This is a genomic window from Streptomyces sp. NBC_00435, assembly GCF_036014235.1.
GTDB lineage: Bacteria > Actinomycetota > Actinomycetes > Streptomycetales > Streptomycetaceae > Streptomyces.
Window position 1 is genome coordinate 7,047,897 of the sequence record NZ_CP107924.1, and the last position, 19,923, is coordinate 7,067,819.

13 protein-coding genes are annotated in these 19,923 nt (G+C 72.3%); 11 read left to right on the forward strand and 2 right to left on the reverse strand.

What is annotated here, in order from left to right; genetic code table 11:
* The first annotated feature begins 23 nt into the window (after positions 1 to 23).
* Positions 24 to 1,778 carry a glycoside hydrolase family 35 protein gene (locus tag OG389_RS31805; protein ID WP_328302068.1) on the forward strand — a complete coding sequence of 585 codons (1,755 nt, stop codon included), beginning with the start codon at positions 24 to 26 and terminating at the stop codon, positions 1,776 to 1,778.
* Between the two features lie 21 nt (positions 1,779 to 1,799).
* Here the strand turns inward: OG389_RS31805 and OG389_RS31810 are convergent, their stop codons facing one another.
* Positions 1,800 to 3,386, reverse strand: a complete 1,587-nt coding sequence (locus OG389_RS31810) for a carboxylesterase/lipase family protein (protein ID WP_328302070.1) — start codon at positions 3,384 to 3,386, stop codon at positions 1,800 to 1,802.
* Positions 3,387 to 3,835: 449 nt separating this feature from the next.
* Between OG389_RS31810 and OG389_RS31815 the strand changes: the two genes are divergently transcribed.
* On the forward strand, positions 3,836 to 5,038 hold the full coding sequence (locus OG389_RS31815; protein ID WP_328303536.1) for an IS110 family transposase: 1,203 nt from the start codon (positions 3,836 to 3,838) through the stop codon (positions 5,036 to 5,038).
* Positions 5,039 to 5,252: 214 nt separating this feature from the next.
* Here OG389_RS31815 and OG389_RS31820 read toward each other — a convergent pair whose 3' ends face one another.
* Positions 5,253 to 6,890 (reverse strand): carboxylesterase/lipase family protein, encoded by a 1,638-nt coding sequence (locus OG389_RS31820; protein ID WP_328302072.1) that lies wholly within the window; start codon positions 6,888 to 6,890, stop codon positions 5,253 to 5,255.
* 265 nt (positions 6,891 to 7,155) lie between these two features.
* Between OG389_RS31820 and OG389_RS31825 the strand changes: the two genes are divergently transcribed.
* The 9 genes from OG389_RS31825 to panD all read left to right on the forward strand — a co-directional run bounded on the left by OG389_RS31825 (position 7,156) and on the right by panD (position 19,917).
* A complete protein-coding gene (locus OG389_RS31825) occupies positions 7,156 to 8,328 on the forward strand; it encodes an ABC transporter substrate-binding protein (RefSeq protein ID WP_328302074.1) in 1,173 nt (390 codons plus the stop codon).
* A gap of 1 nt (position 8,329) precedes the next feature.
* Positions 8,330 to 9,208 carry a branched-chain amino acid ABC transporter permease gene (locus OG389_RS31830; RefSeq protein WP_328302076.1) on the forward strand — a complete coding sequence of 293 codons (879 nt, stop codon included), beginning with the start codon at positions 8,330 to 8,332 and terminating at the stop codon, positions 9,206 to 9,208.
* The gene (locus tag OG389_RS31835; RefSeq protein WP_328302078.1) at positions 9,205 to 10,212 is read left to right on the forward strand and encodes a branched-chain amino acid ABC transporter permease; all 1,008 of its coding nucleotides are present in this window, start codon (positions 9,205 to 9,207) and stop codon (positions 10,210 to 10,212) included. The genes OG389_RS31830 and OG389_RS31835 overlap by 4 nt, the downstream gene beginning before the upstream one ends.
* Positions 10,209 to 10,970, forward strand: coding sequence for an ABC transporter ATP-binding protein (locus tag OG389_RS31840; RefSeq protein WP_328302080.1), 762 nt, complete (start codon positions 10,209 to 10,211; stop codon positions 10,968 to 10,970). The genes OG389_RS31835 and OG389_RS31840 overlap by 4 nt, the downstream gene beginning before the upstream one ends.
* A 14-nt stretch (positions 10,971 to 10,984) precedes the next feature.
* Positions 10,985 to 11,674: an ABC transporter ATP-binding protein gene (locus OG389_RS31845; protein ID WP_328302083.1), complete on the forward strand. Its 690-nt coding sequence runs from the start codon at positions 10,985 to 10,987 to the stop codon at positions 11,672 to 11,674.
* A 159-nt stretch (positions 11,675 to 11,833) separates the two neighbouring features.
* On the forward strand, positions 11,834 to 13,900 hold the full coding sequence (locus OG389_RS31850; protein WP_328302085.1) for a SpoIIE family protein phosphatase: 2,067 nt from the start codon (positions 11,834 to 11,836) through the stop codon (positions 13,898 to 13,900).
* A gap of 188 nt (positions 13,901 to 14,088) precedes the next feature.
* Positions 14,089 to 17,994 (forward strand): Pls/PosA family non-ribosomal peptide synthetase, encoded by a 3,906-nt coding sequence (locus OG389_RS31855; RefSeq protein WP_328302087.1) that lies wholly within the window; start codon positions 14,089 to 14,091, stop codon positions 17,992 to 17,994.
* A gap of 22 nt (positions 17,995 to 18,016) precedes the next feature.
* Positions 18,017 to 19,435 (forward strand): M1 family metallopeptidase, encoded by a 1,419-nt coding sequence (locus OG389_RS31860; RefSeq protein WP_328302088.1) that lies wholly within the window; start codon positions 18,017 to 18,019, stop codon positions 19,433 to 19,435.
* A gap of 62 nt (positions 19,436 to 19,497) precedes the next feature.
* Complete coding sequence (gene panD / locus OG389_RS31865) at positions 19,498 to 19,917, forward strand: aspartate 1-decarboxylase (RefSeq protein WP_328302091.1); 420 nt, start codon at positions 19,498 to 19,500, stop codon at positions 19,915 to 19,917.
* Positions 19,918 to 19,923 lie beyond the last annotated feature (6 nt).

The window sequence follows — 19,923 nt, forward strand, 5'->3', positions numbered from 1 at the left end:
TCCCCCTTCGAGGAGCGCACGGCATGCCCCGACTGGAGATCGCCGCAGACGGCTTCCGTCTCGACGACCGGCCGTTCCGCATCGTCTCCGGTGCACTGCACTACTTCCGTGTCCACCCGGAGCAATGGGCCGACCGGCTCCGCAAGGCACGCCTGCTGGGCCTCAACACGGTCGAGACCTACGTCCCATGGAACCTCCACGCCCCCCGGCGCGGGGAGTTCCGGCTGGACGGAGGTCTCGACCTGCCCCGGTTCCTCCGGCTCGCCGCCGCCGAGGGCCTGCACGTGCTGCTGCGCCCAGGACCGTACATCTGTGCGGAATGGGAGGGTGGCGGTCTGCCCTCCTGGCTCCTCGCCGGGCAGGACATCACCCTGCGCAGCCGCGATCCGCGCTTCCTGCGTGCCGTGGACGAGTACCTCGCAGCCCTCCTGCCGCCCCTCCTGCCCTTCCTCGGCACGTGCGGCGGCCCCGTCGTCGCCGTCCAGCTCGAGAACGAGTACGGGGCCCACGGCCAGGACGACGGCTACCTCGCAGACCTGGCCGGGCTGCTCCGCGAACACGGTGTCACCGTCCCCCTGTTCACCTGCGACCAGCCCGGGGATCTCAAACGCGGCGGCCTCGAGGGCGTGCTGCGCACCGCCAACTTCGGCAGCCGGGTCGAGGCCGGCCTCGCGGACCTGCGCGCGCTCCAGCCCGACGGACCCCTGATGTGCTCGGAGTTCTGGATCGGCTGGTTCGACCGCTGGGGCGGCGCCCACACCGGCCGCGGCGCCGCCGATGCCGCGGCCGATCTCGACCGGCTGCTCGCGGCCGGTGCCTCCGTGAACGTCTACATGTTCCACGGCGGAACGAACTTCGGCTTCACCAACGGGGCCAACGACAAGGGGACGTACCGGCCCACCGTCACCTCGTACGACTACGACGCGCTGCTGGACGAGGCCGGCGACCCCACACCCAAGTACGCCGCCTTCCGCGAGGTCATCGCGAGGTACGAACCGGTCCCCGACGCGCCCGTACCCGCCCGGGCGCCGAAGCTCGGCCACGGACCGGTCGAACTCACCCACTGCGCCCCCCTGTCGGACCAGCCAGCCCTCTTCGGGAAGGCGGTGCGGGCCGAACGCCCGCTCACCATGGAGCAGCTCGGCCAGGACTTCGGCTTCGTCCTGTACGAGACCCGGCTGCCGGACCGGGGCCCGGCCGTCCTGCACGCCGAGGAGGTACGCGACCGGGCGCAGGTCTTCGTGGACGGGCAGCCGGTCGGCGTGCTCGAACGCGAGGGCCACGAGCACGCCCTCGCCTTCACCGTCCCGCGCGACGGAGCGCGGCTGACCGTGCTGGTGGAGAACCAGGGCCGGGTCAACTACGGGCCGGGCATCCACGACCGCAAGGGACTCCTCGGCCGCACCCTGGTCAACGGGCGGGAGCCGGCGCGGTGGTCCAGCCGCGCCCTGCCCCTGGACGACCTCACCGGCCTGGCCCTCACCCCCTTCGACCCGAAGTCGCCGCCGGTGGGACCCGCCTTCCACCGCGGACACTTCCAGGTCGGGCGGACCGCCGACACCTTCCTGGCCCTGGAGGGCTGGACCAAGGGGAACGCCTGGGTCAACGGCTTCGCCCTGGGCCGGTACTGGTCCCGCGGCCCCCAGACCACGCTGTACGTCCCGGCCCCGGTGCTCACGACCGGCCGCAACGAGATCACCGTCCTCGAACTGCACGCCTCGTCCACCCGCACCGTCGACCTGCGCGACCGTCCGGCCCTCGGCCCGACCGAGGAGTGAGCGGGCCGGACGCGATCGGCCTCACAGCCCGGACCGCTCCTGCCAGATCCGGCGGGAGGCACGGATCGGGTCCAGGGCGAGCTCCGGTTCGACGTCCCAGACGCGGACCGTCGGCTCCTGCGCGGCGAAGGGAGGCCAGCCCGGATCCCCGGAGGCGGCGAAGGAGATCCAGGACTCCCGGAGCCGTTCGGACAGGCGGGTGAACTCCTGGGGCGGCTCCTTGCCGCCGAACAGGAAGCCGGACAGGGGCCCGTTCGCGTGGCCGAACGTCGCCGGGATGTCGATGGCGTGACAGGCTCCGAGGGCTCCGCCGAACGCCGGGCTGCGCCAGGTGAAGTCGTAGAGCCAGGACCGGCCACCCGCGGCGGAGTGCGCCTCGGCCAGCCAGGTCGCGGGCATCCGGAACAGTGCGTCGGAGTACGCGGTGACGTACAGCTCGGGGTCGGTCAGGCCCGGGTGGGCGGCGCGGTACTCGACGGCGGCCCGGCGGCCGAGCCCCAAACCCTCGGTGACGGCTCCGAGATCGAGGTCGCGTCCGCGGATCCTCGCCGAGGACGGCGCGGGCCCGCCCGGTGCCCGCTCGCGCCGTCCCGCGCGTGCCGCCGACAGCATCATGGGCACGGCCTTGAGCAACGCAACCGGCCTCATCCTGACCAGGCCGCGTTCCATGGCGAACAGGGTGAACTCGTCGTGGGTGTAGCCGGAGATCAGGTCGATGTCGCGGGCGCACCCCGAGCGGAGGGCGAGCCACGGTTCGTCGACCACGGTGACCCCGTCGATGACGGGGGAGAAGGCGGTGATGGCCTCGGGAGTCGTCCAGTTCCCGGGATCCGTCCGCATCGCGGGCAAGGGCGCGTCCTGCACCGCGAGCAGCGCCTCGGGGGGCAGGGAGGCCAGCGCTCCGATGTCCACGCCGGCCGCTTCCCCGATCTTCGTGGCGATCCGCCGGGCCTCCTCCTCGGGCAGGAAGCGTCCGGCCATGCTCTGGACGATGGCCCGGCGGAACAGCCCACGCACGGCCGGTGCGGACAGCAGGGCGGCGACGGACGCGCCCCCGCCGGATTCGCCGAAGACCGTCACGTTGTCCGGGTCGCCACCGAAGGCCGCGATGTTCTCGCGCACCCACAGCAGTGCGGCGGCCTGATCGAGGAAGCCCCGGTTGGCGGGTGCCCCCGGAACGAAGCCGAACCCTTCGAAACCGACACGGTAGTTGAACGTCACCAGCACCACGCCGCCCCGCGCGAGCACCGCGCCGTCGTAGCCGGGATCGGCGCAGTGGCCCGACTTCCACCCACCGCCGTAGATCCACACCATGACCGGCAGCCGGTCACCGGGGCCGCCCGGGGTCCAGACGTTCACGCTGAGACAGTCCATGCCGTCCTCGGGCCGCCAGGCCGGGGGCATGCCGGGGAGCAGCGGCAACTGCGGCGGCGCGGCGCCGAAGGACGTGGCCGGCCGGACCCCGTCCCAGGCGGGCACCGGGGCCGGCGCCCGGAACCGTAGCGGCCCTTCCGGCGGGAGGGCGTAGGGGATGCCCTTGAACACGGACAGCCCGTCCTCGGTCGTGCCTTCGATCGTGCCGGTCGAGGTGGCCATGACGACACCCACGGGTGGTTCCTTTCGGTCGAGGTCGATGGTCGGGGTCGTCGTGGACGGCGTGGCTCACCCTGCCGTGCAGCCCGGCGACGAGGAACTCCCGCAGGACGGGATCGATGGGAAGGCTGTTCGCCCGGCCCCAGGTCGGGTCCCTGAGCAGCTGCGCGATCGCCGCCCGGACCCCGGGCGGTGACCTGGATCCGGGCACTGCCCTCCGCCCCCCCCATTACCGTTTTGGTTGCCCCGCAACGGGGCGCCCGGCCTTCGGAGTCGGCATGACTTTCTCCCCCTGTCGATCGCATGTCTTGGGGGGTGGTGTCACCGGCTCCGGAGGCATCGACAGACCGCTGATTAGGGGCATGACCACCGGCTTCTTCGCAGGTCGGGAGGCTCTTCGTAATGTGGATGTGGCGATCGGTGCCGTGGGACGGCCGGGCGACGGGGACGACCGGAGGACGCACGTGATCGACATCAGCGGCATCGGCGCCTTCCTCGGCCTGGACGTCGGCAAGGGCGAACACCACGCCACCGCCGTCACGCCGGCCGGGAAGAAGGCCTTCGATAAGCGGCTGCCCAACAGTGAGCCCAAGCTCCGCGAGGTCTTCGGGAGACTGCAGGCCAAGCACGGGACCGTGCTGGTCGTGGTCGACCAGCCGGCCTCCATCGGCGCTCTGCCGCTCGCAGTCGCGAGGGACATGGGCTGCCCGGTCGCCTATCTGCCCGGGCTGACGATGCGACGGATCGCTGATCTCTATCCGGGCGAGGCCAAGACTGATGCCCGCGACGCGTTCGTCATCGCGGACGCGGCCCGCGTCATGCCCCACACGCTCCGCTCGGTCGATCTCGAGGAGGAAACCATCGCCGAGCTGGAGATGATCGTCGGCTTCGACGACGACCTCGCGGGTGAGGCAACCCGGATCAGCAACCGTCTCCGCGGCCTTCTCACGCAGATCCATCCGTCGCTGGAACGGGTCCTGGGCCCGCGAGTGCAGCATCCGGCGGTGCTCAAGCTCCTCGACCAGTTCGGTTCCCCAGCCCAGATCCGCAAGGCCGGACGCCGTCGCCTCGTGACCTTGATACGTCCCAAGGCGCCGCGGATGGCCGAGCGGCTGGTCGAGGACATCTTCACGGCTCTGGACGAGCAGACCGTCGTCGTCCCGGGCACCGACGCGGCCGCATTGATCGTCCCCAGCCTCGCCAACTCTCTCCAGGCAGTGCTTGACCAGCGAAAACTCCTCGCAGCCCGGATCGAGGAACTGCTGGAGCTCCACCCTCTTTCCAAGGTCCTGACGTCCATGCCGGGGATCGGCGTCAGGACCGGAGCCCGCATCCTCATCGACGTCGGCGACGGCAGTTCGTTCCCGTCCGCCGCTCACCTCGCTGCCTATGCCGGCCTCGCCCCGACGACCCGCAGTTCCGGTTCGTCGATCCGCGGCGAGCAACCATCCCGACGCGGAAACAAGCAGCTCAAACGGGCCTTCTTCCTCTCCGCGTTCGCAGCCCTCGCCGACCCGGCCTCCCGGGCCTACTACGACAAGAAGATCAGCCAGGGCAAACACCACACCCAAGCACTCCTCTGCCTCGCCCGACGACGAGCCGACGTCCTCTTCGCCATGCTCCGAGACGGCACCTTCTACGAACCCCAGACCGCCCCATCACCTTGACCAAACCCATAGGGGCACCCCCCCGCACCCGGCCGTCGGCCACCTCGCCCGAGAAGGGCGGGCGGCTCCACCCTTCGGGCGGGGCGCCGACCACGTCGGCGTGGCCCAGCGGCATGAGCGGCGGCTCCCTTCCCGATCCGGGGAGCCGGGCGACGAGGTTGGCCCGGCCGGGCCCGGACTCCAGAACGGTGTGGGAGATGCCGGAGCGGGACGGTTACGGGGCCGTGGGGTGGTGCAGACGGCGCCAGTAGCCCGCGAGGTCGCTGACGGCGCTGGTGACCGAGTCGAGGGCCATCGTCGTGCGGGAGACCTGGTCGTAGCGGTCCCACCGGGGCATGGGGTGGTGGTTGGGGTCGCCGGTGCGGATGAAGGAGATCCAGGCCGTGTGCGTGGTCGCTGCGAGACCGTCCCGGACCCGCGGGGCCAGCCCCGCGAGGAAGGGTGCCTGTGACCACTTGTCGAAGTTGTTGAACACGAACGGCAGCTCCAGGCAGTGCGCGGCCGCGAGCCGACCGCCGTGCGCGGGCGTCGGGAGGTTGAACTGGTAGGCCCAGACCGGACGTCCGCGGGCCGCCCGCCGCTCGGCCAGCTCCACGGCGGGCATGCGGAACAGGTCGTCGGTGATCAGATCCATGAGGACGTCCACCGGACGGGCACCCGGCCTGGCCTCCTCGTACGCCGTGTACGCCTGGCCCGCCCGGTTCCCGAAGGTGTCCCGTGCGCGTGCCAGCACCTGGTCCTTGGTCGAGGCGGCGTACGGCTCGCTCAGGGCGAAGGCGAAGTTGGCCTCCTCCCTGGTCCAGCCGATCAGGACGTCGATGTCCGCCCCGGCGCCGGTCAGCAGCAGGTCGGCGGGGTCGCGGTCCAGCGTGACCCCGTCGAGTACGGGCAGGAACGGAGTCGACCAGTAGCCCCACCGTCCGGTGCGCCCGAACATCTCGAAGGTGGCGGCGACCAGGCGGGGCCAGGGCACGGCCCGCAGTTCGGTCACGTCCTTGGCCCCGACGACGTCCAGGAAGGTGGCGGTGCGCTGGAGCGACTCGGCTCGGGTGGGGATCTGCAGTCCGAGCGGCGGGCTCTGCAGGATGGCGCGCCGGAACAGCGGACGGCCCTTGGGCCGGGCACCGGCCAGCGCCGCGACCGACAGCGCGCCGCCGGACTGGCCGGCGACGCTGATGTCCTCAGGGTCGCCGCCGAACGCGGCGATGTTCTCGCGCACCCAGCGCAGCGCGGCGAGCTGGTCGGTGAGCCAGAAGTTGCCTCCGGCGCCGTCCTCGCCGAAGTAGAGGTAACCAAGGGGGCCCAGGCGGTAGTTGATGGTCACGACCACGAGGTCGCCGTCGCGCGAGAAGGTCTCGCCCGAGTAGTTGGGCAGCGAGCCGGACCCGGAGACGAAGCCGCCGCCGTGGATCCACAGCAGTACCGGCCGCTTGGCGCCGTCGACGCCGGGAGTCCAGACGTTGAGGGTGAGGCAGTCCTCGTCGAAGGGGGGCGAGCCGTGGGTGCCGAGCACCTGATCGCCTCCCTCCCGGTAGGGCTGCGGTGCGCTCGGGCCGAAGGAGATCGCGTCGCGCGTCCCTCGCCACCCGGGATGGGGCTGGGCGGGCCGCCACCGGAGGGCGCCGACCGGGGGAGCCGCGTAGGGCACGCCCTTGAAGACGCGGAGGCCTCCCTCGGTGGCTCCGCGCAGCCGGCCGGAGGGCAGATCCACGACGGGCGAGGGGTCGTCCGTGTGCGACACGGGCTGTGCGGCCTCTGCGACCCGTCCGCCCGTCACTCCGGAGAGCAGTGCGGCGCCTGTCAGCACGCCGCTGTTCCTGAGGACTTGGCGCCGTGATGGGACGTCGGTCATGGTGCTTCACTCCCTGGCTGATCGGGGGCCCGCCACCCGCTGAGGTATGGCGAGAAAGTGGCGAGGGTCAGTATTGCGATATATCCGGGGTCGGGGTCAAGGGGTCCGGGCGCGGTCCGGGCGCGTATCTTGAGTAGTCTTGACGAGCGTCGTAAAAGCGCGATAGACACGTGTCACCTCACTTCATCCCAGTTCACCTCACGACGCCCGGCGGGTGAGCAACATCCCTCCCTCCAGGGCTGGTTGACGACGTACGGAGTTCCCCATGACAGGTCGGTCCCGTCCCGTTGGTCTGGTCGCCGCATCGACGGCCCTCCTGCTGGCCACGGCATGTGGCGGTGCCAGCCTCGGGACCGGCGCGGACGCGCGGAGCGGGCCCGTGAAGATCGGACTCCTCGTCCCGCAGTCGGGGACCTACAAGGCCCTGGGCGACGACATGAAGCAGGGCTTCGAGCTCTACGTCGCCCAGCACGGCGGCCGGCTCGGCGGCCGTGAGGTGGAGATCGTGATCGCCGACGAGGGGGAGACCGCCGATTCGGGGAAGGCGGCGGCGGAGAAGCTGGTCAAGCAGGACCGGGTCCTGGCGGTCAGCGGCGTCGTCAGCTCCGCCACCATCAACGGCGTCAAGGACCTGTTCGAGACCGCCAAGGTCCCGCTCGTCGGCTCGAACGCCTCACCCACGACCCTCACCGGGACCCAGTACATCTGGCGCACCTCGTACGTCAACGACGAGCCCGGCAAGGCGTTGGGCAAGCACGTGGCCGAGCAGGCCGGCGGCCCCGTCTTCCTGATCGCGGCCGGCTACCAGGCGGGCAAGGACGAGGTGGAGGGCTTCAAGTCCACCTTCCTCCCGGCCGGCGGCAGGATCGCGGGGGAGGAGGTCTACACACCGTTCCCCGGCACCAAGAACTTCCAGCCGTACCTCGCCCAGATCGAGAAGTCCGGCGCGAAGTCCGTGTTCTGCTTCTACGCGGGCGGCGCGGCCGTCGACTTCGTCAAGCAGTACCGGGACTTCGGACTGGCGGGCAGGATCCCGCTCTACGCGCCCGGCTTCCTCACCGAAGGCGGTGTGCTCAAGGGGCAGGGCGAGGCGGCCAACGGCATCCTCACCTCGCTCAACTACAGCGCGGACCTGGACAACGCGGCCAACAAGCGGTTCGCGCCGGCGTACACGTCCGCCTACGGCACGGCCCCGACCACGTACGCGATGGCCTCCTGGGACGCGGCGCAGGTCCTCGACAAGGCGATCGGGGCGGCCGGTTCCACGGTGACCTCCGAAACCGTCAACACCGCCGTCGCCGCGGTGGGGGACATCGACAGCCCGCGCGGCACCTGGCGGTTCAACAGCGGCGGCACTCCCGTCCAGCCCTGGTACCTGCGCGAGGTCAAGCAAGGTGCCAACACCGTCAGTTCCGAGCTCGGAAGACTGGGTGGCTGACATGTACGGATGGTTTGACGGCAACCTCGTCAGTGTCGTCGACGGGGTCGCCTTCGGTCTGCTGCTGTTCACGATCGCGGTCGGCCTGTCCCTGGTCTTCGGCATGATGGACGTGCTCAACCTGGCTCACGGAACGCTCTACCTCGCCGGGGCCTACGTCGCCTACGCACTGTCCGACGGGACCCTGTGGGGCCTTCTCCTGGCGCTGGCGGCCGGCGTCCTCGTGGGTGTGATGGGCGGCGCTGCGCTGACGTTCCTCACCCAGCCGCTCGCCCGGCGCGGCCACCTGGACCAGGCCCTGCTGACGCTCGGGATCACGTTCGTCGTCGCCGACCTCCTGGCCGCGTCCTTCGGCGGGGAAGTGCTTCCCACCGACCCGCCGACGTCGCTGCGCGGGACCGTGGACCTCCTCGGCCACGCCTACCCCGTCTACCGGCTCGTGTTCATCGCCGTCGCGGCCGGCCTCGCGCTCGTGGTGTACCTGGTCTTCGAGCGCAGCTCGCTCGGAGCGCTGGTGCGGGCCACCGTCGCGGACCGGGACATGGTCCGCGCGCTCGGCGTGGACATCCGCAAGGTGCTCTACGGAGTCTTCGCGTCCGGCGCGGCCCTCGCCGTGGTCGGCGGGGTCCTCGGCGCTCCGATCCTGGGCCCCGGGCCGGGCGTGGACGAGACCGTACTCGTCCTGTCGCTCGTCGTGGTGGTCGTGGGCGGCCTCGGATCGGTGCGCGGCGCACTCGCCGGAGCGCTCCTCATCGGCCAGGTGCAGACGCTCGGGGTGGCGCTGCTCCCGGAGTACGCCCCCTTCCTGCTCTTCGGCACCATGCTGCTGGTCCTCGTGGTCCGCCCGCACGGCCTCGTCCCGTCGGGGGTGCGCGCATGAGCCTGCCCGCAACCGCGGACCCGTCGGCGCTCCGACCGAGGGCGCGACGGCTGGCGGCGCGGCGGCTGGCGGCGGCCACCGTCGTCGGCGCGCTCGCCCTGGCCCCCTTCGGCCTCGGTCCGTACGCCATCGGCACCCTGTCGCGGATCCTGGTGTTCGCGCTCCTCGCCATGAGCGTGAACCTGCTCACCGGCCTGACCGGACTGCCCACCCTCGGCCAGTCGGCCCACTTCGGCGTCGGCGCCTACACGGCGGCCGTCGTGGCGACCCGGCTCACCGACATCGGGATGCTCCAACTCCTCATCGCCGCGGCCGTGTCCGCGCTCGTGGCCGTGCCGACCGGATGGCTCGCCGTGCGGGCAAGGGGCGTGGTCTTCCTGATGCTGACACTGGCCATCGGCGAGATCGCCTACAGCGCCGCCGTCAACTGGAAGTCCCTGACGAACGGTTCCGACGGGATGGCCGGCATCCCGCCCGTCGTCCCGCTGCCCGGACTGCCCGCCCTCGAGCTCGACGGGCTGGTCTACTTCTACGTCCTGGCCGTGTTCCTGCTGCTCTTCGCGGCGCTCTCCCGCCTGGGCTCGACCCCCTTCGCCCTCGCCCTGCGCGGGATCCGCGACAACGAGCCCCGCATGCGGGCGATCGGCTACCCCACGCAGCGGTACGCACTGACCGTCTACTGCGGGGCCGCGGCACTGGCCGGCGCCGCCGGAGCCCTGTGGGTCTCGGTGCAGCGGTTCGTCTCGCCCGGCGACGCCGGCTTCGAGATCGCCGCCCTGGCGCTGCTGGCCGTCGTCATCGGCGGCTCCGGCTCCCTGTGGGGAGCCTGCGCCGGAGCCGCGCTCGTCTGGCTCACCCGCGACTACCTCGGCAACATCGAAGCCGTCGCCGGACGGGGGCCGCTCCTGCTCGGGCTGCTCTTCGTCGTCGCCGTCTACACGCTGCCCCGCGGACTGGCCGGCGTACGCATCCCGGCCACATTCATCCGGAAGAGGACGGCGTGAACGCACTGGACCCACTGCGACTGCGCGGGGTGTCACGGCACTTCGGCTCGTTCCGCGCCCTTGACGAGGTCGACCTCACCGTGCGGGCGGGGGCCCGGCACGCGGTCATCGGCCCGAACGGCGCCGGCAAGTCCACGCTGTTCGGCCTGATCTCGGGAACACTGCCCGCCACCGCCGGCACGATCCTCGTCGACGGACAGGACGTGACCCGACTGTCCGTGGACCGCCGGGTCGGCCTCGGTGTCGCGGCGACGTTTCAGCACTCCAGCCTCTTCCTGCGCGAGACCGTACTGGAGAACGTACTGCTCGCCGTGGAGCGCCCGCCCGGAGCCGGGACCGGCCGCAGGAGGCGGGCCCGTGCCCGCGGCGTCGCGATCGCACGGGCACGCGAACTGCTCGACCAGGTGGGCCTGCCCGGCCGGCACGAGCTCACGGCCGGCGCGCTCTCCCACGGCGAACGCCGCCAGCTGGAAGTCGCCGTGGCACTGGGGACCGATCCCCGGCTGCTGCTCCTGGACGAGCCGGCCGCCGGCATGTCACCGGCGGAGACCGCGCGCCTCACCGAACTGATCGGAGCCCTGCCGGCGGAGGTGACCGTACTCCTCGTCGAACACGACCTCGACATGGTCTTCGAGCTCGCGGACACGGTGACGGTCCTTCACCTCGGCAGACACCTCAAGACCGGCTCCCCGGACGAGGTGCGGGCCTCCACCGAAGTCCAGAGCGCCTACCTCGGAACCCCGGAGGTCTCCTCGTGAAACCGTTCTTCAGCGTGAGCGGGCTGACCTCCGGCTATGCCGGAGGCGTGGTCCTGGGCGGTGTCGACCTGGATCTGGGCGCGGGCGGGACCGTCGCCGTCCTCGGGCGCAACGGGGTCGGCAAGACCACCCTCGTGTCGACCGTCATGGGACTGGTCCGGCCGTACGCGGGCAGCGTCACCGTCGACGGCCGGGAGCTCGCAGGGGCCCGCGTCGACACGATCGCGCGGGCCGGGGTGGGTGTCGTACCGCAGGGCCGCCGCGTCTTCGCACCGCTCACCGTGGCGGAGCACCTGTCCATCGCCACCCGGCGCCGCACCCGCGGGCCGTGGAACCGGGCCCGCGTCCTCGACCTCCTGCCGAGGCTGGGAGAACGGCTCGGACACCGCGGTGACCAGCTCTCCGGCGGAGAACAGCAGATGCTGGCGATCGCCCGCGCCCTGCTGGGCAATCCGCGCCTCCTGCTGCTCGACGAGCCGTCCGACGGCCTCGCCCCCGCGATCGTCGCCCAGGTGGGCGGGGTGATCCGCGAGGTCGCCGCGCAGGGCATGTCGGTGGTCCTCGTCGAGCAGAACCTCGGCCTCGCCCTCTCCGTCGCCCAGGAGGTGGCCGTCATGCAGAAGGGCCGCGTCGTCCACCGCGCACCGTGCGCGGAGTTCGCTGCCCGCCCCGAGGACCGCAGGAGGCTGCTGGGAGTGGACTGACCTGCTCGAACGGCGCCGGGCCGGCCGGACGCAGTGCCCTGTGGACGTCCTCGGCAGGCGGTGGCACACCGACAGGGCAGAGGATGGATGCGTGGAGACGCCACGAGGAGGCCGTAGCACGCGGGGCGAGGACGCCGTGGCGTTGGGGACAGGTGCCGGATGAACGAGCACATCCCGGTCGAGGAGCTGATCAGCGGCGCCGCCCAGGCCGCCGGCGGCTGGCTGGGCGCGCTGCCGATCGCCCTGCTGGCCACCAGCGCCGACGGAACGGTCGTGCGCTGGAACCAGGTGGCAGTGGAGCTGCTCGGATACGCCCCGCCGCAGATGCTCGGCCACAACATCGCGGACCTCCTGCATCCGGGATCCGACCGCAGTCTGGGCCGCTCCCTCTGGGAGGCCGCGGCCACCGGGCGGGGTGTGATGGGCACGGTGACCGCATGGCACCGCGACGGACACCCACTGGAGGTGGAGATCTGGGCCTCCCCGGTCTCCGACCGCCAGCAGGGCGCCGCCTCGGTGCTGGTCTTCGCCGCCGACGCGCACGCGGCGCGGCGCATCCGGGGATCGTCGGCGGTGTGGGACGGGCTGTTCGCCCGCTCCCCGGTCGGCATCGCCGTCCTCGACACGCAGCTGAGGTTCCTGCAGGCCAACGCCGCACTGGAAGCCATGAACGGCCTGCCGGAATCGGCGCACGTGGGACGCCGGCTGGCCGAGATCCTCCCCGAGGTGAACGCCCGCGAGATGGAGGAGGCGATGCGCGAGGTGCTGGAGACCGGACGGCCGGTCCTCGACCGCCGCCGGGTCGGACGGACACCGGCCGAACCGGACCACGACCGGGTGTGGTCCTGCTCCTACGTCCGGGTGGAGGACCCCGCCCACCTGCCCATCGGCGTCATCGCCTCGCTCGTCGACATCACCGAGCAGCAGCGCGACCACGTCGAAGCCGAAGCGGGACGGCGCCGGCTCGCCCTGCTCAGCGAGGCCAGCATGCGCGTCGGTTCCAGCCTCGACCTGGAGCGCACCGCGCAGGAACTCGCCGACCTCGCCGTGCCGCGCCTCGCCGATGCCGTGACCGTGGACGTCCTGGACGCACTGGCGCGCGGGGACGAGCCCGGCATGGGACTGACCGGCGGGTCCGCTCTGCGGCGCCTGGGCAAGGCACCGCTGTCCGGATCCAAGGTGACCGACATCCTCTCGCCGCTCGGTAGAACGCTCCACTTCCCCTCGACCGCCCCCTACACCCAGGCCCTCGCGGCCCGCCAGCCCTTCCTGATCGCCCACCTCGACGAACAGTCCGTCGCCCCCGCCGCCCGGCACTCCGCCAAACCCGCCCGGCTGGTCGCGGTGGGGGTGCACTCCTTCGTCATGGCACCGCTGGTGGCCCGGGACACGGTGATCGGCGTCGCCACCTTCTACCGCACCCGCCCGATCGGACCCTTCGGGGCCGAGGACGTCACCCTCGCCGGTGAGCTCGCGGCCCGCGCCGCGCTCAGCATCGACAACGCCAGGCTCTACCACCGCGAGCACGAGACCGCCGTCATCCTCCAGCGGAGCATGCTCCCCCAGCACGTCACCGCGCCGCCCGGGATCACGGTCAGCCACCGCTACCTTCCCGCCAGCGACGTCAACGAGGTCGGAGGGGACTGGTACGACGTCCTGCCCCTGAGCGGGGGCAGGGCGGCCCTGCTCATCGGCGACGTGATGGGGCACGGCATCGGCGCGGCCGCGGTCATGGGCCGGCTGTCCGCCTCCGTACGGGCCCTCACGCGCCTCGACCTGCCGCCCGTACGGCTGCTGCACCAGCTGGAATCCGTACTCGGCGATCTCACCGAGCCGATGCTGGCCACGTTCCTGTACGTCGAGTGCGACCCGGCCAACGGGCACTGCACCGTCACCCGGGCGGGACACCCGCCGCCCGCCCTCGTGCTCCCCGACGGCACGGCCCGGCTCGTGGACACCCCGCCCGGCGTCCCCCTGGGCGTCGGGGGAGTCGCCTTCACTCCCACCCTGATCGACGTGCCCCCCGGCAGCCTGCTCGTGCTCTACACCGACGGACTGATCGAAGCCCGCGGCTGCGACCTCGACGAACGGCTCGCCGAGCTGACGCGGCACCTCGCGGATCCGCACCGGCAGCTGGACCACCTGTGCGACTCGCTGATCACCCACCTCGTACCGGCCGCGGCCGACGACGACGTCGCGCTCCTGATCGCCCGCATCGGCGACTAGGGCCTGTCGGGCGCAGCACGCCGTTTCCCGATGCATACCTTCCCGGCCACGCGCAAGACATCAGCGGTAAAGACCTTGCCGACACACTAGACTGGCGGGTTGTTTGGCGCTGGACCGGAACAACCCGGGCAAACCTGGGCTCCGCCGGCGACCCGGGAGACGTCGCCGGGAACGGAACGCGAGGGCCGATGACAGCCACACCTGAGCACGGTGAACTCACCCTGCTCGACACCGGGGAGACGGCCGAGGAGTCCGGCAAGTCCGCCCGGTTCTCCGCCGGACCCGCCGCACCGGCAAGGACCCTCGTCGACGTCTTCGAGGCCTCCGTACGGGCGTACCCCGACGAACTCGCCCTCGACGACGGCACCGTCCGGCTGACCTACCGGGCGCTGGCCGCCGAGGTCGAGCGCCGCCGGCGCGCCCTCGCGGCCGCCGGAGTGGGGCTCGGGGACCGGGTCGGTGTGCGGGTGCCGTCCGGGACCAACGAGTTGTACGTGGCCATCCTCGCGGTGCTCGCCGCGGGAGCCGCCTACGTGCCGGTCGACGCCGAGGATCCGGACGAGCGGGCCGAGCTGGTGTTCGGCGAGGCCGGGGTCCGGGCGGTGCTGGGCGGCGGACAGCGCATCGAGGTCACCGGCCTCGCGGAACCCGGCGTCCGCGCGGCACGCCCGGGGCCCGCCCACGACGCGTGGATCATCTTCACCTCCGGCTCCACCGGCAAGCCCAAGGGCGTCGCCGTCAGCCACCGCAGCGCCGCCGCCTTCGTGGACGCCGAGGCCGCGCTGTTCCTCACCGAGGAGCCGATCGGACCCGGCGACCGGGTCATGGCCGGACTCTCCGTGGCCTTCGACGCCTCCTGCGAGGAGATGTGGCTGGCCTGGCGCTACGGTGCCTGCCTCGTGCCCGTGCCCCGCGCCCAGGTGCGCAGCGGAGCCGACCTCGGTCCCTGGCTGGTGGAACAGGAGATCTCGGTGGTCTCCACGGTGCCGACCCTGGCCGCGCTGTGGGAGCCCGAGACCCTCGGCGAGGTCCGGCTGCTGATCTTCGGCGGCGAGGCCTGCCCGCCGGAGCTGACCCAGCGCCTGGTCACCGAGGGGCGCGAGGTCTGGAACACGTACGGCCCCACCGAGGCCACCGTCGTCGCCTGCGCCTCCCTCCTGACCGGTGAGGAACCCATCCGGATCGGCCTCCCGCTGAACGGCTGGGAACTGGCCGTCGTCGACGAGTCCGGTGAGCCGGTGCCGATGGGCGGCAGCGGCCAGCTCGTGATCGGCGGCGTCGGCCTGGCCCGCTACCTCGACCCCGAGAAGGACGCCGAGAAGTACGCCCCGCTGGAATCCCTCGGCTGGGAGCGCGCCTACCGCAGCGGCGACCTCGTCCGCGCCGAACCGGAGGGACTGGTCTTCCTCGGCCGCGGTGACGAGCAGATCAAGCTCGGCGGCCGCCGGATCGAGCTCGGAGAGGTGGACGCCGCCCTCCAGGCCCTGCCCGGCGTCGCCGGCGCGGCCGCCGCCGTACGCACCGCGCGCAGCGGCAACCAGCTGCTCGTCGGCTACCTGGTCACCCAGGAGGGCTGGGACCACGCGGCCGCGGTGGCGCGGCTGCGCGCCGAGCTGCCCGCGGCACTCGTACCGCTGCTCGCGCCGGTCGAGGAGCTGCCGACCCGCACCTCCGGCAAGGTGGACCGGGCGGCCCTGCCCTGGCCGCTGCCCGAGCTCGAGAGCACCGGACCCGTCGAGCAGCTGTACGGCACCGAGGCCTGGCTCGCCGAGCAGTGGAGCGAAACCCTCGGCGTGGCCGTCACCGGCGCCGCCGACGACTTCTTCGCGATCGGCGGCAGCAGCCTCGCCGCCGCCCAGCTCACCACTCGGCTGCGCACCCGCTACCCCAGCGCGGCCGTACTCGACATCTACCAGCAGCCCACCCTGCGCAAGCTTGCCCGGCACCTGGAGAAGTCCGCACAGGACGACGGCGCGACCCGGACCGTCGCCCCCGTACCGCTGCGGACCAAGGTGGTGCAGTCGCTGCTGCTCCTCCCGCTGTTCACCCTGGTCGGCCTGCGCTGGACGGTGGCGCTGCTGGCGCTGGGCAACGTACTGCACCTGTTCGGGTCCTATCCGTGGGCACCGGCCGCCTCCTGGTGGCTCGTCGCCGCTGGCGCCGTGCTGCTCTTCAGCCCGCCGGGCCGCCTCGCGATCGCGGCCGGCGGCGCCCGCCTGCTGCTGCGCGGGGTGAAGGCGGGCCGCCACCCGCGCGGCGGGAGCGTGCACCTGCGGCTGTGGACCGCCGAGCGGCTGGCCGAGTACGCCGGCGCCACCTCGCTCACCGGCTCCTGGCTGGAGCGCTACGCGCGGGCCCTCGGCGCCAGGATCGGCCCGGAGGTGGACCTGCACTCGCTGCCCCCGGTCACGGGCATGCTCAAGCTCGGCCGCGGCTGCGCCGTGGAGTCCGAGGTGGACCTGCGCGGGCACTGGCTGGACGGGGACCGGCTCGTGATCGGCCCGGTCAAGGTCGGTGCGGGCGCCGTGGTCGGCACCCGGAGCATGCTCTTCCCCGGTGCCCGGGTCGGCAAGCGCGCCGAGGTGGCCCCCGGCTCCGCCGTGACCGGTCAGGTCCCGACCGGCCAGCGCTGGGCCGGAGCTCCCGCCGTCAAACTCGGCAAGGCCAAGCACAACTGGCCCAAGGAACGCCCGCCGCGCGCGGTCCACTGGCGCGCGATGTACGGGGCCACCGGCTTCTGCCTCACCGCCCTGCCCGTGCTCGCCACCCTGCCCGCCCTGCTCGTGGTGAGCCGGTTCGTGTCGCCCGACGCGGGGTTCGCCCCGGCGCTGCGCGGAGCACTGCTCGCCGTCCTGCCCGGAGCCCTCGCCTTCGGATTCGCGTACGCGGCCCTGCTGCTGGTCTCGGTACGGCTGCTCAGCCTCGGGCTGCGTCCGGGAGTCCATCCGACGCACAGCCGGGTCGGCTGGCAGGTCTGGACGGTCACCCAGCTGATGGACCTGTCCCGGGAAACGCTCTTCCCGCTGTACGCCGGGCTGATCACCCCCGTGTGGCTGCGATTGCTCGGCATGAAGATCGGCCGCGGAGCGGAGGTGTCCACCGTGCTCGCGCTGCCGAGCCTCACCACCGTGGGCGAGGGCGCGTTCCTCGCCGACGACACCCTGACCGCGCCCTGCGAGCTGGGCGGCGGCTGGGTGCGGATCGGGCACTCCGAGATCGGCCGCCGGGCGTTCCTCGGCAACTCCGGCATGACCGCGCCCGGCCGCAACGTACCCGACGACGGTCTGGTCGGTGTGCTGTCCGCCACTCCGAAGAAGGCCAAGAAGGGCAGCTCGTACCTGGGCCTGCCGCCGATCCGGCTGCCGCGGTCCGCCGCCGACGCCGACCAGAGCCGCACCTACGACCCGCCCGCGCGGCTGCTGTGGGCGCGCGGCCTGGTGGAGCTGTGCCGGCTCGTCCCGGTGTTCTGCTCGGCCGCGCTGGCCGTCCTGACCGTGGCGGCGCTCTGCGCGCTGATGCGGACGGGCGGCCTGGGCGTCTGGGGCACCGCGTTGCTGTCCGGAGCGACCCTGCTGGTCGCCGGTACGGCCGCCTGCGCGGTCGCGGTGGCCGCGAAATGGCTGCTCGTGGGCCGCCACCGGGTGGGAGCGCACCCGCTGTGGAGCGGCTTCGTGTGGCGCAACGAGCTCGCCGACACCTTCGTCGAGGTACTGGCCGTGCCCTGGCTGGTCGGATCGGTGCCCGGCACGCCGCTGCTGGCCCTCTGGCTGCGCGGGCTCGGGGCCAGGATCGGCCGGGGCGTGTGGTGCGAGAGCTACTGGCTGCCCGAGACGGACCTGGTCGTCCTGGGTGACGCGGTCAGTGTGAACCGTGGCTGTGTGTTGCAGACACACCTCTTCCACGACCGGATCTTGAGGACGGATACTGTGGTCCTCCGTGAGGGCGCCACCCTGGGCCCGGGCGGAATCGTCCTGCCCGGGAGCACGGTCGGTGCCCGCAGCACACTGGGTCCCGCCTCCCTCGTGATGGCCGGGGAATCCGTCCCCGCCGACACCCGCTGGCTGGGCAATCCGATCGAGGCGTGGCGGTCCTGAAGGGGCCAGAACGGAAGCGGCAGTGAGCGGCCAGAAGACAGCGGCATCGGACCCGTACTTTCCGGCCAACGGCGACCCCCGTTACCGCGTGCACCGGTACGAACTCGCCCTGGAGTACCGTCCCGGCCCCAACAGGCTGGCCGGGACGGCCCGGCTCAGCGCGATCGCCGGACGGGCGCCGCTCACCGATTTCCACCTGAACCTGGCCGAGTTCAAAGTGGGCCGGGTCCTGCTCAACGGCCGGGCCCCGCACTACAGCCACCGGGCGGGCAAGCTCCGGATCCTGCCCGCCAAGCCGCTGCCCGCCGGTGCCGCCTTCACCGTGGAGGTGCACTGGGCGGGCAATCCCAAGCCGGTGCGCAGCCCCTGGGGCGGTCTCGGCTGGGAGGAACTGGCGGACGGCGCGCTCGTGGCCAGCCAGCCCGTCGGCGCACCCTCCTGGTACCCATGCAACGACCGGCCCGCCGACAAGGCCTCGTACCACCTCTCGGTCAACACCCCGTCCGCCTACACGGTGGTGGCCGGCGGCCGCCTCCTCACCAGGACGACGAAGGCCAGCACGACCACCTGGGTCTACGAGCAGTCCGCGCCGACCTCCAGCTACCTGGTGGGCCTGTCCATCGGCATGTACCAGACGGTCCTGCTCGGCGATCCCGGCCTCGGCGGGGTCCCGCAGAGCGCCCACGTACCGGCGCACCTGCTGCCCCGCTTCTCCCGCGACTTCGCCCGGCAGCCCGCCATGATGCGACTGTTCGAGGAACTGTTCGGCCCCTATCCCTTCGGGGAGTACGCGGTCGTCGTGGCCGACGAGGAACTGGACGTACCGGTGGAGGCCCAGGGCCTCTCCCTGTTCGGTGCCAACCACGTGGACGGCGCACGCGGTTCGGAGCGCCTCATCGCCCACGAGCTCGCGCACCAGTGGTTCGGCAACAGCGTGACCATCGCCGACTGGCGGCACATCTGGCTCAACGAGGGCTTCGCGAAGTACGCGGAATGGCTCTGGTCGGAGCGCTCCGGCGGCCGCACCGCGCACGACCTGGCCGCCGCCGCCCACCGCCTGCTGTCCGCGCAGCCGCAGGACCTCCGCCTGGCAGACCCCGGCCGCAAGCTGATGTTCGACGACCGCCTGTACCAGCGCGGGGGCCTCGCCGTGCACGCCATCCGCTGCGCCCTGGGCGACGGAGCCTTCTTCCGCATGCTGCGCGAGTGGACCTCCGCGCACCGCCACGGCGTGGTGACCACCGCCGGCCTCACCGCCCACGTGGCCCGCTACGCGCTCGAGCCGGTGGACGCCATGCTCTCGGCCTGGCTCCACGAGCCGGCGCTCCCGCCCCTGCCCCCGAACCGCACCCTCCCGCCGGCCCCGTCGATGCCCCCGTACCCGCCCACGACCGGCGACTCCACGGCCGCGGCATGGCCTCCGCGCAACGGACGGGGATAGAGTGCGGCAACGCCCTTGACCTGCGTACGCGGGCAGGGAGCAGACACCTCGGGAGCTTCCTCATGTTTCGCACCATGTTCAAGTCCAAGATCCACCGGGCCACGGTCACCCAGGCCGACCTGCACTACGTCGGGTCCGTGACCATCGACGCCGATCTGCTCGACGCGGCGGACCTGCTGCCCGGCGAGCTCGTGCACATCGTCGACATCACCAACGGGGCGCGGCTGGAGACGTACGTCATCGAGGGTGAGCGCGGTTCGGGCGTCATCGGGATCAACGGGGCCGCCGCGCACCTCGTGCACCCCGGCGACCTGGTCATCCTCATCAGTTACGCGCAGGTCGACGACGCCGAGGCGCGGGTGTTCCAGCCGCGTGTCGTGCACGTCGACGCGGACAACCGCATCGTCGAGCTGGGCGCGGACCCGTCCGCCCCGGTGCCGGGAACGGACCAGGAGCGCAGCCCCCACGCGGTGGCTGTCTGAGGGGAG

Coding starts and splice junctions, on each gene's coding strand:
- OG389_RS31805 (WP_328302068.1), top strand. CDS start 24: ATGCCCCGACTGGAGATCGCCGCAGACGGCTTCCGTCTCGACGACCGG.
- OG389_RS31820 (WP_328302072.1), bottom strand. CDS start 6,890: ATGACCGACGTCCCATCACGGCGCCAAGTCCTCAGGAACAGCGGCGTG.
- OG389_RS31825 (WP_328302074.1), top strand. CDS start 7,156: ATGACAGGTCGGTCCCGTCCCGTTGGTCTGGTCGCCGCATCGACGGCC.
- OG389_RS31830 (WP_328302076.1), top strand. CDS start 8,330: ATGTACGGATGGTTTGACGGCAACCTCGTCAGTGTCGTCGACGGGGTC.
- OG389_RS31835 (WP_328302078.1), top strand. CDS start 9,205: ATGAGCCTGCCCGCAACCGCGGACCCGTCGGCGCTCCGACCGAGGGCG.
- OG389_RS31850 (WP_328302085.1), top strand. CDS start 11,834: ATGAACGAGCACATCCCGGTCGAGGAGCTGATCAGCGGCGCCGCCCAG.
- OG389_RS31855 (WP_328302087.1), top strand. CDS start 14,089: ATGACAGCCACACCTGAGCACGGTGAACTCACCCTGCTCGACACCGGG.
- panD (WP_328302091.1), top strand. CDS start 19,498: ATGTTTCGCACCATGTTCAAGTCCAAGATCCACCGGGCCACGGTCACC.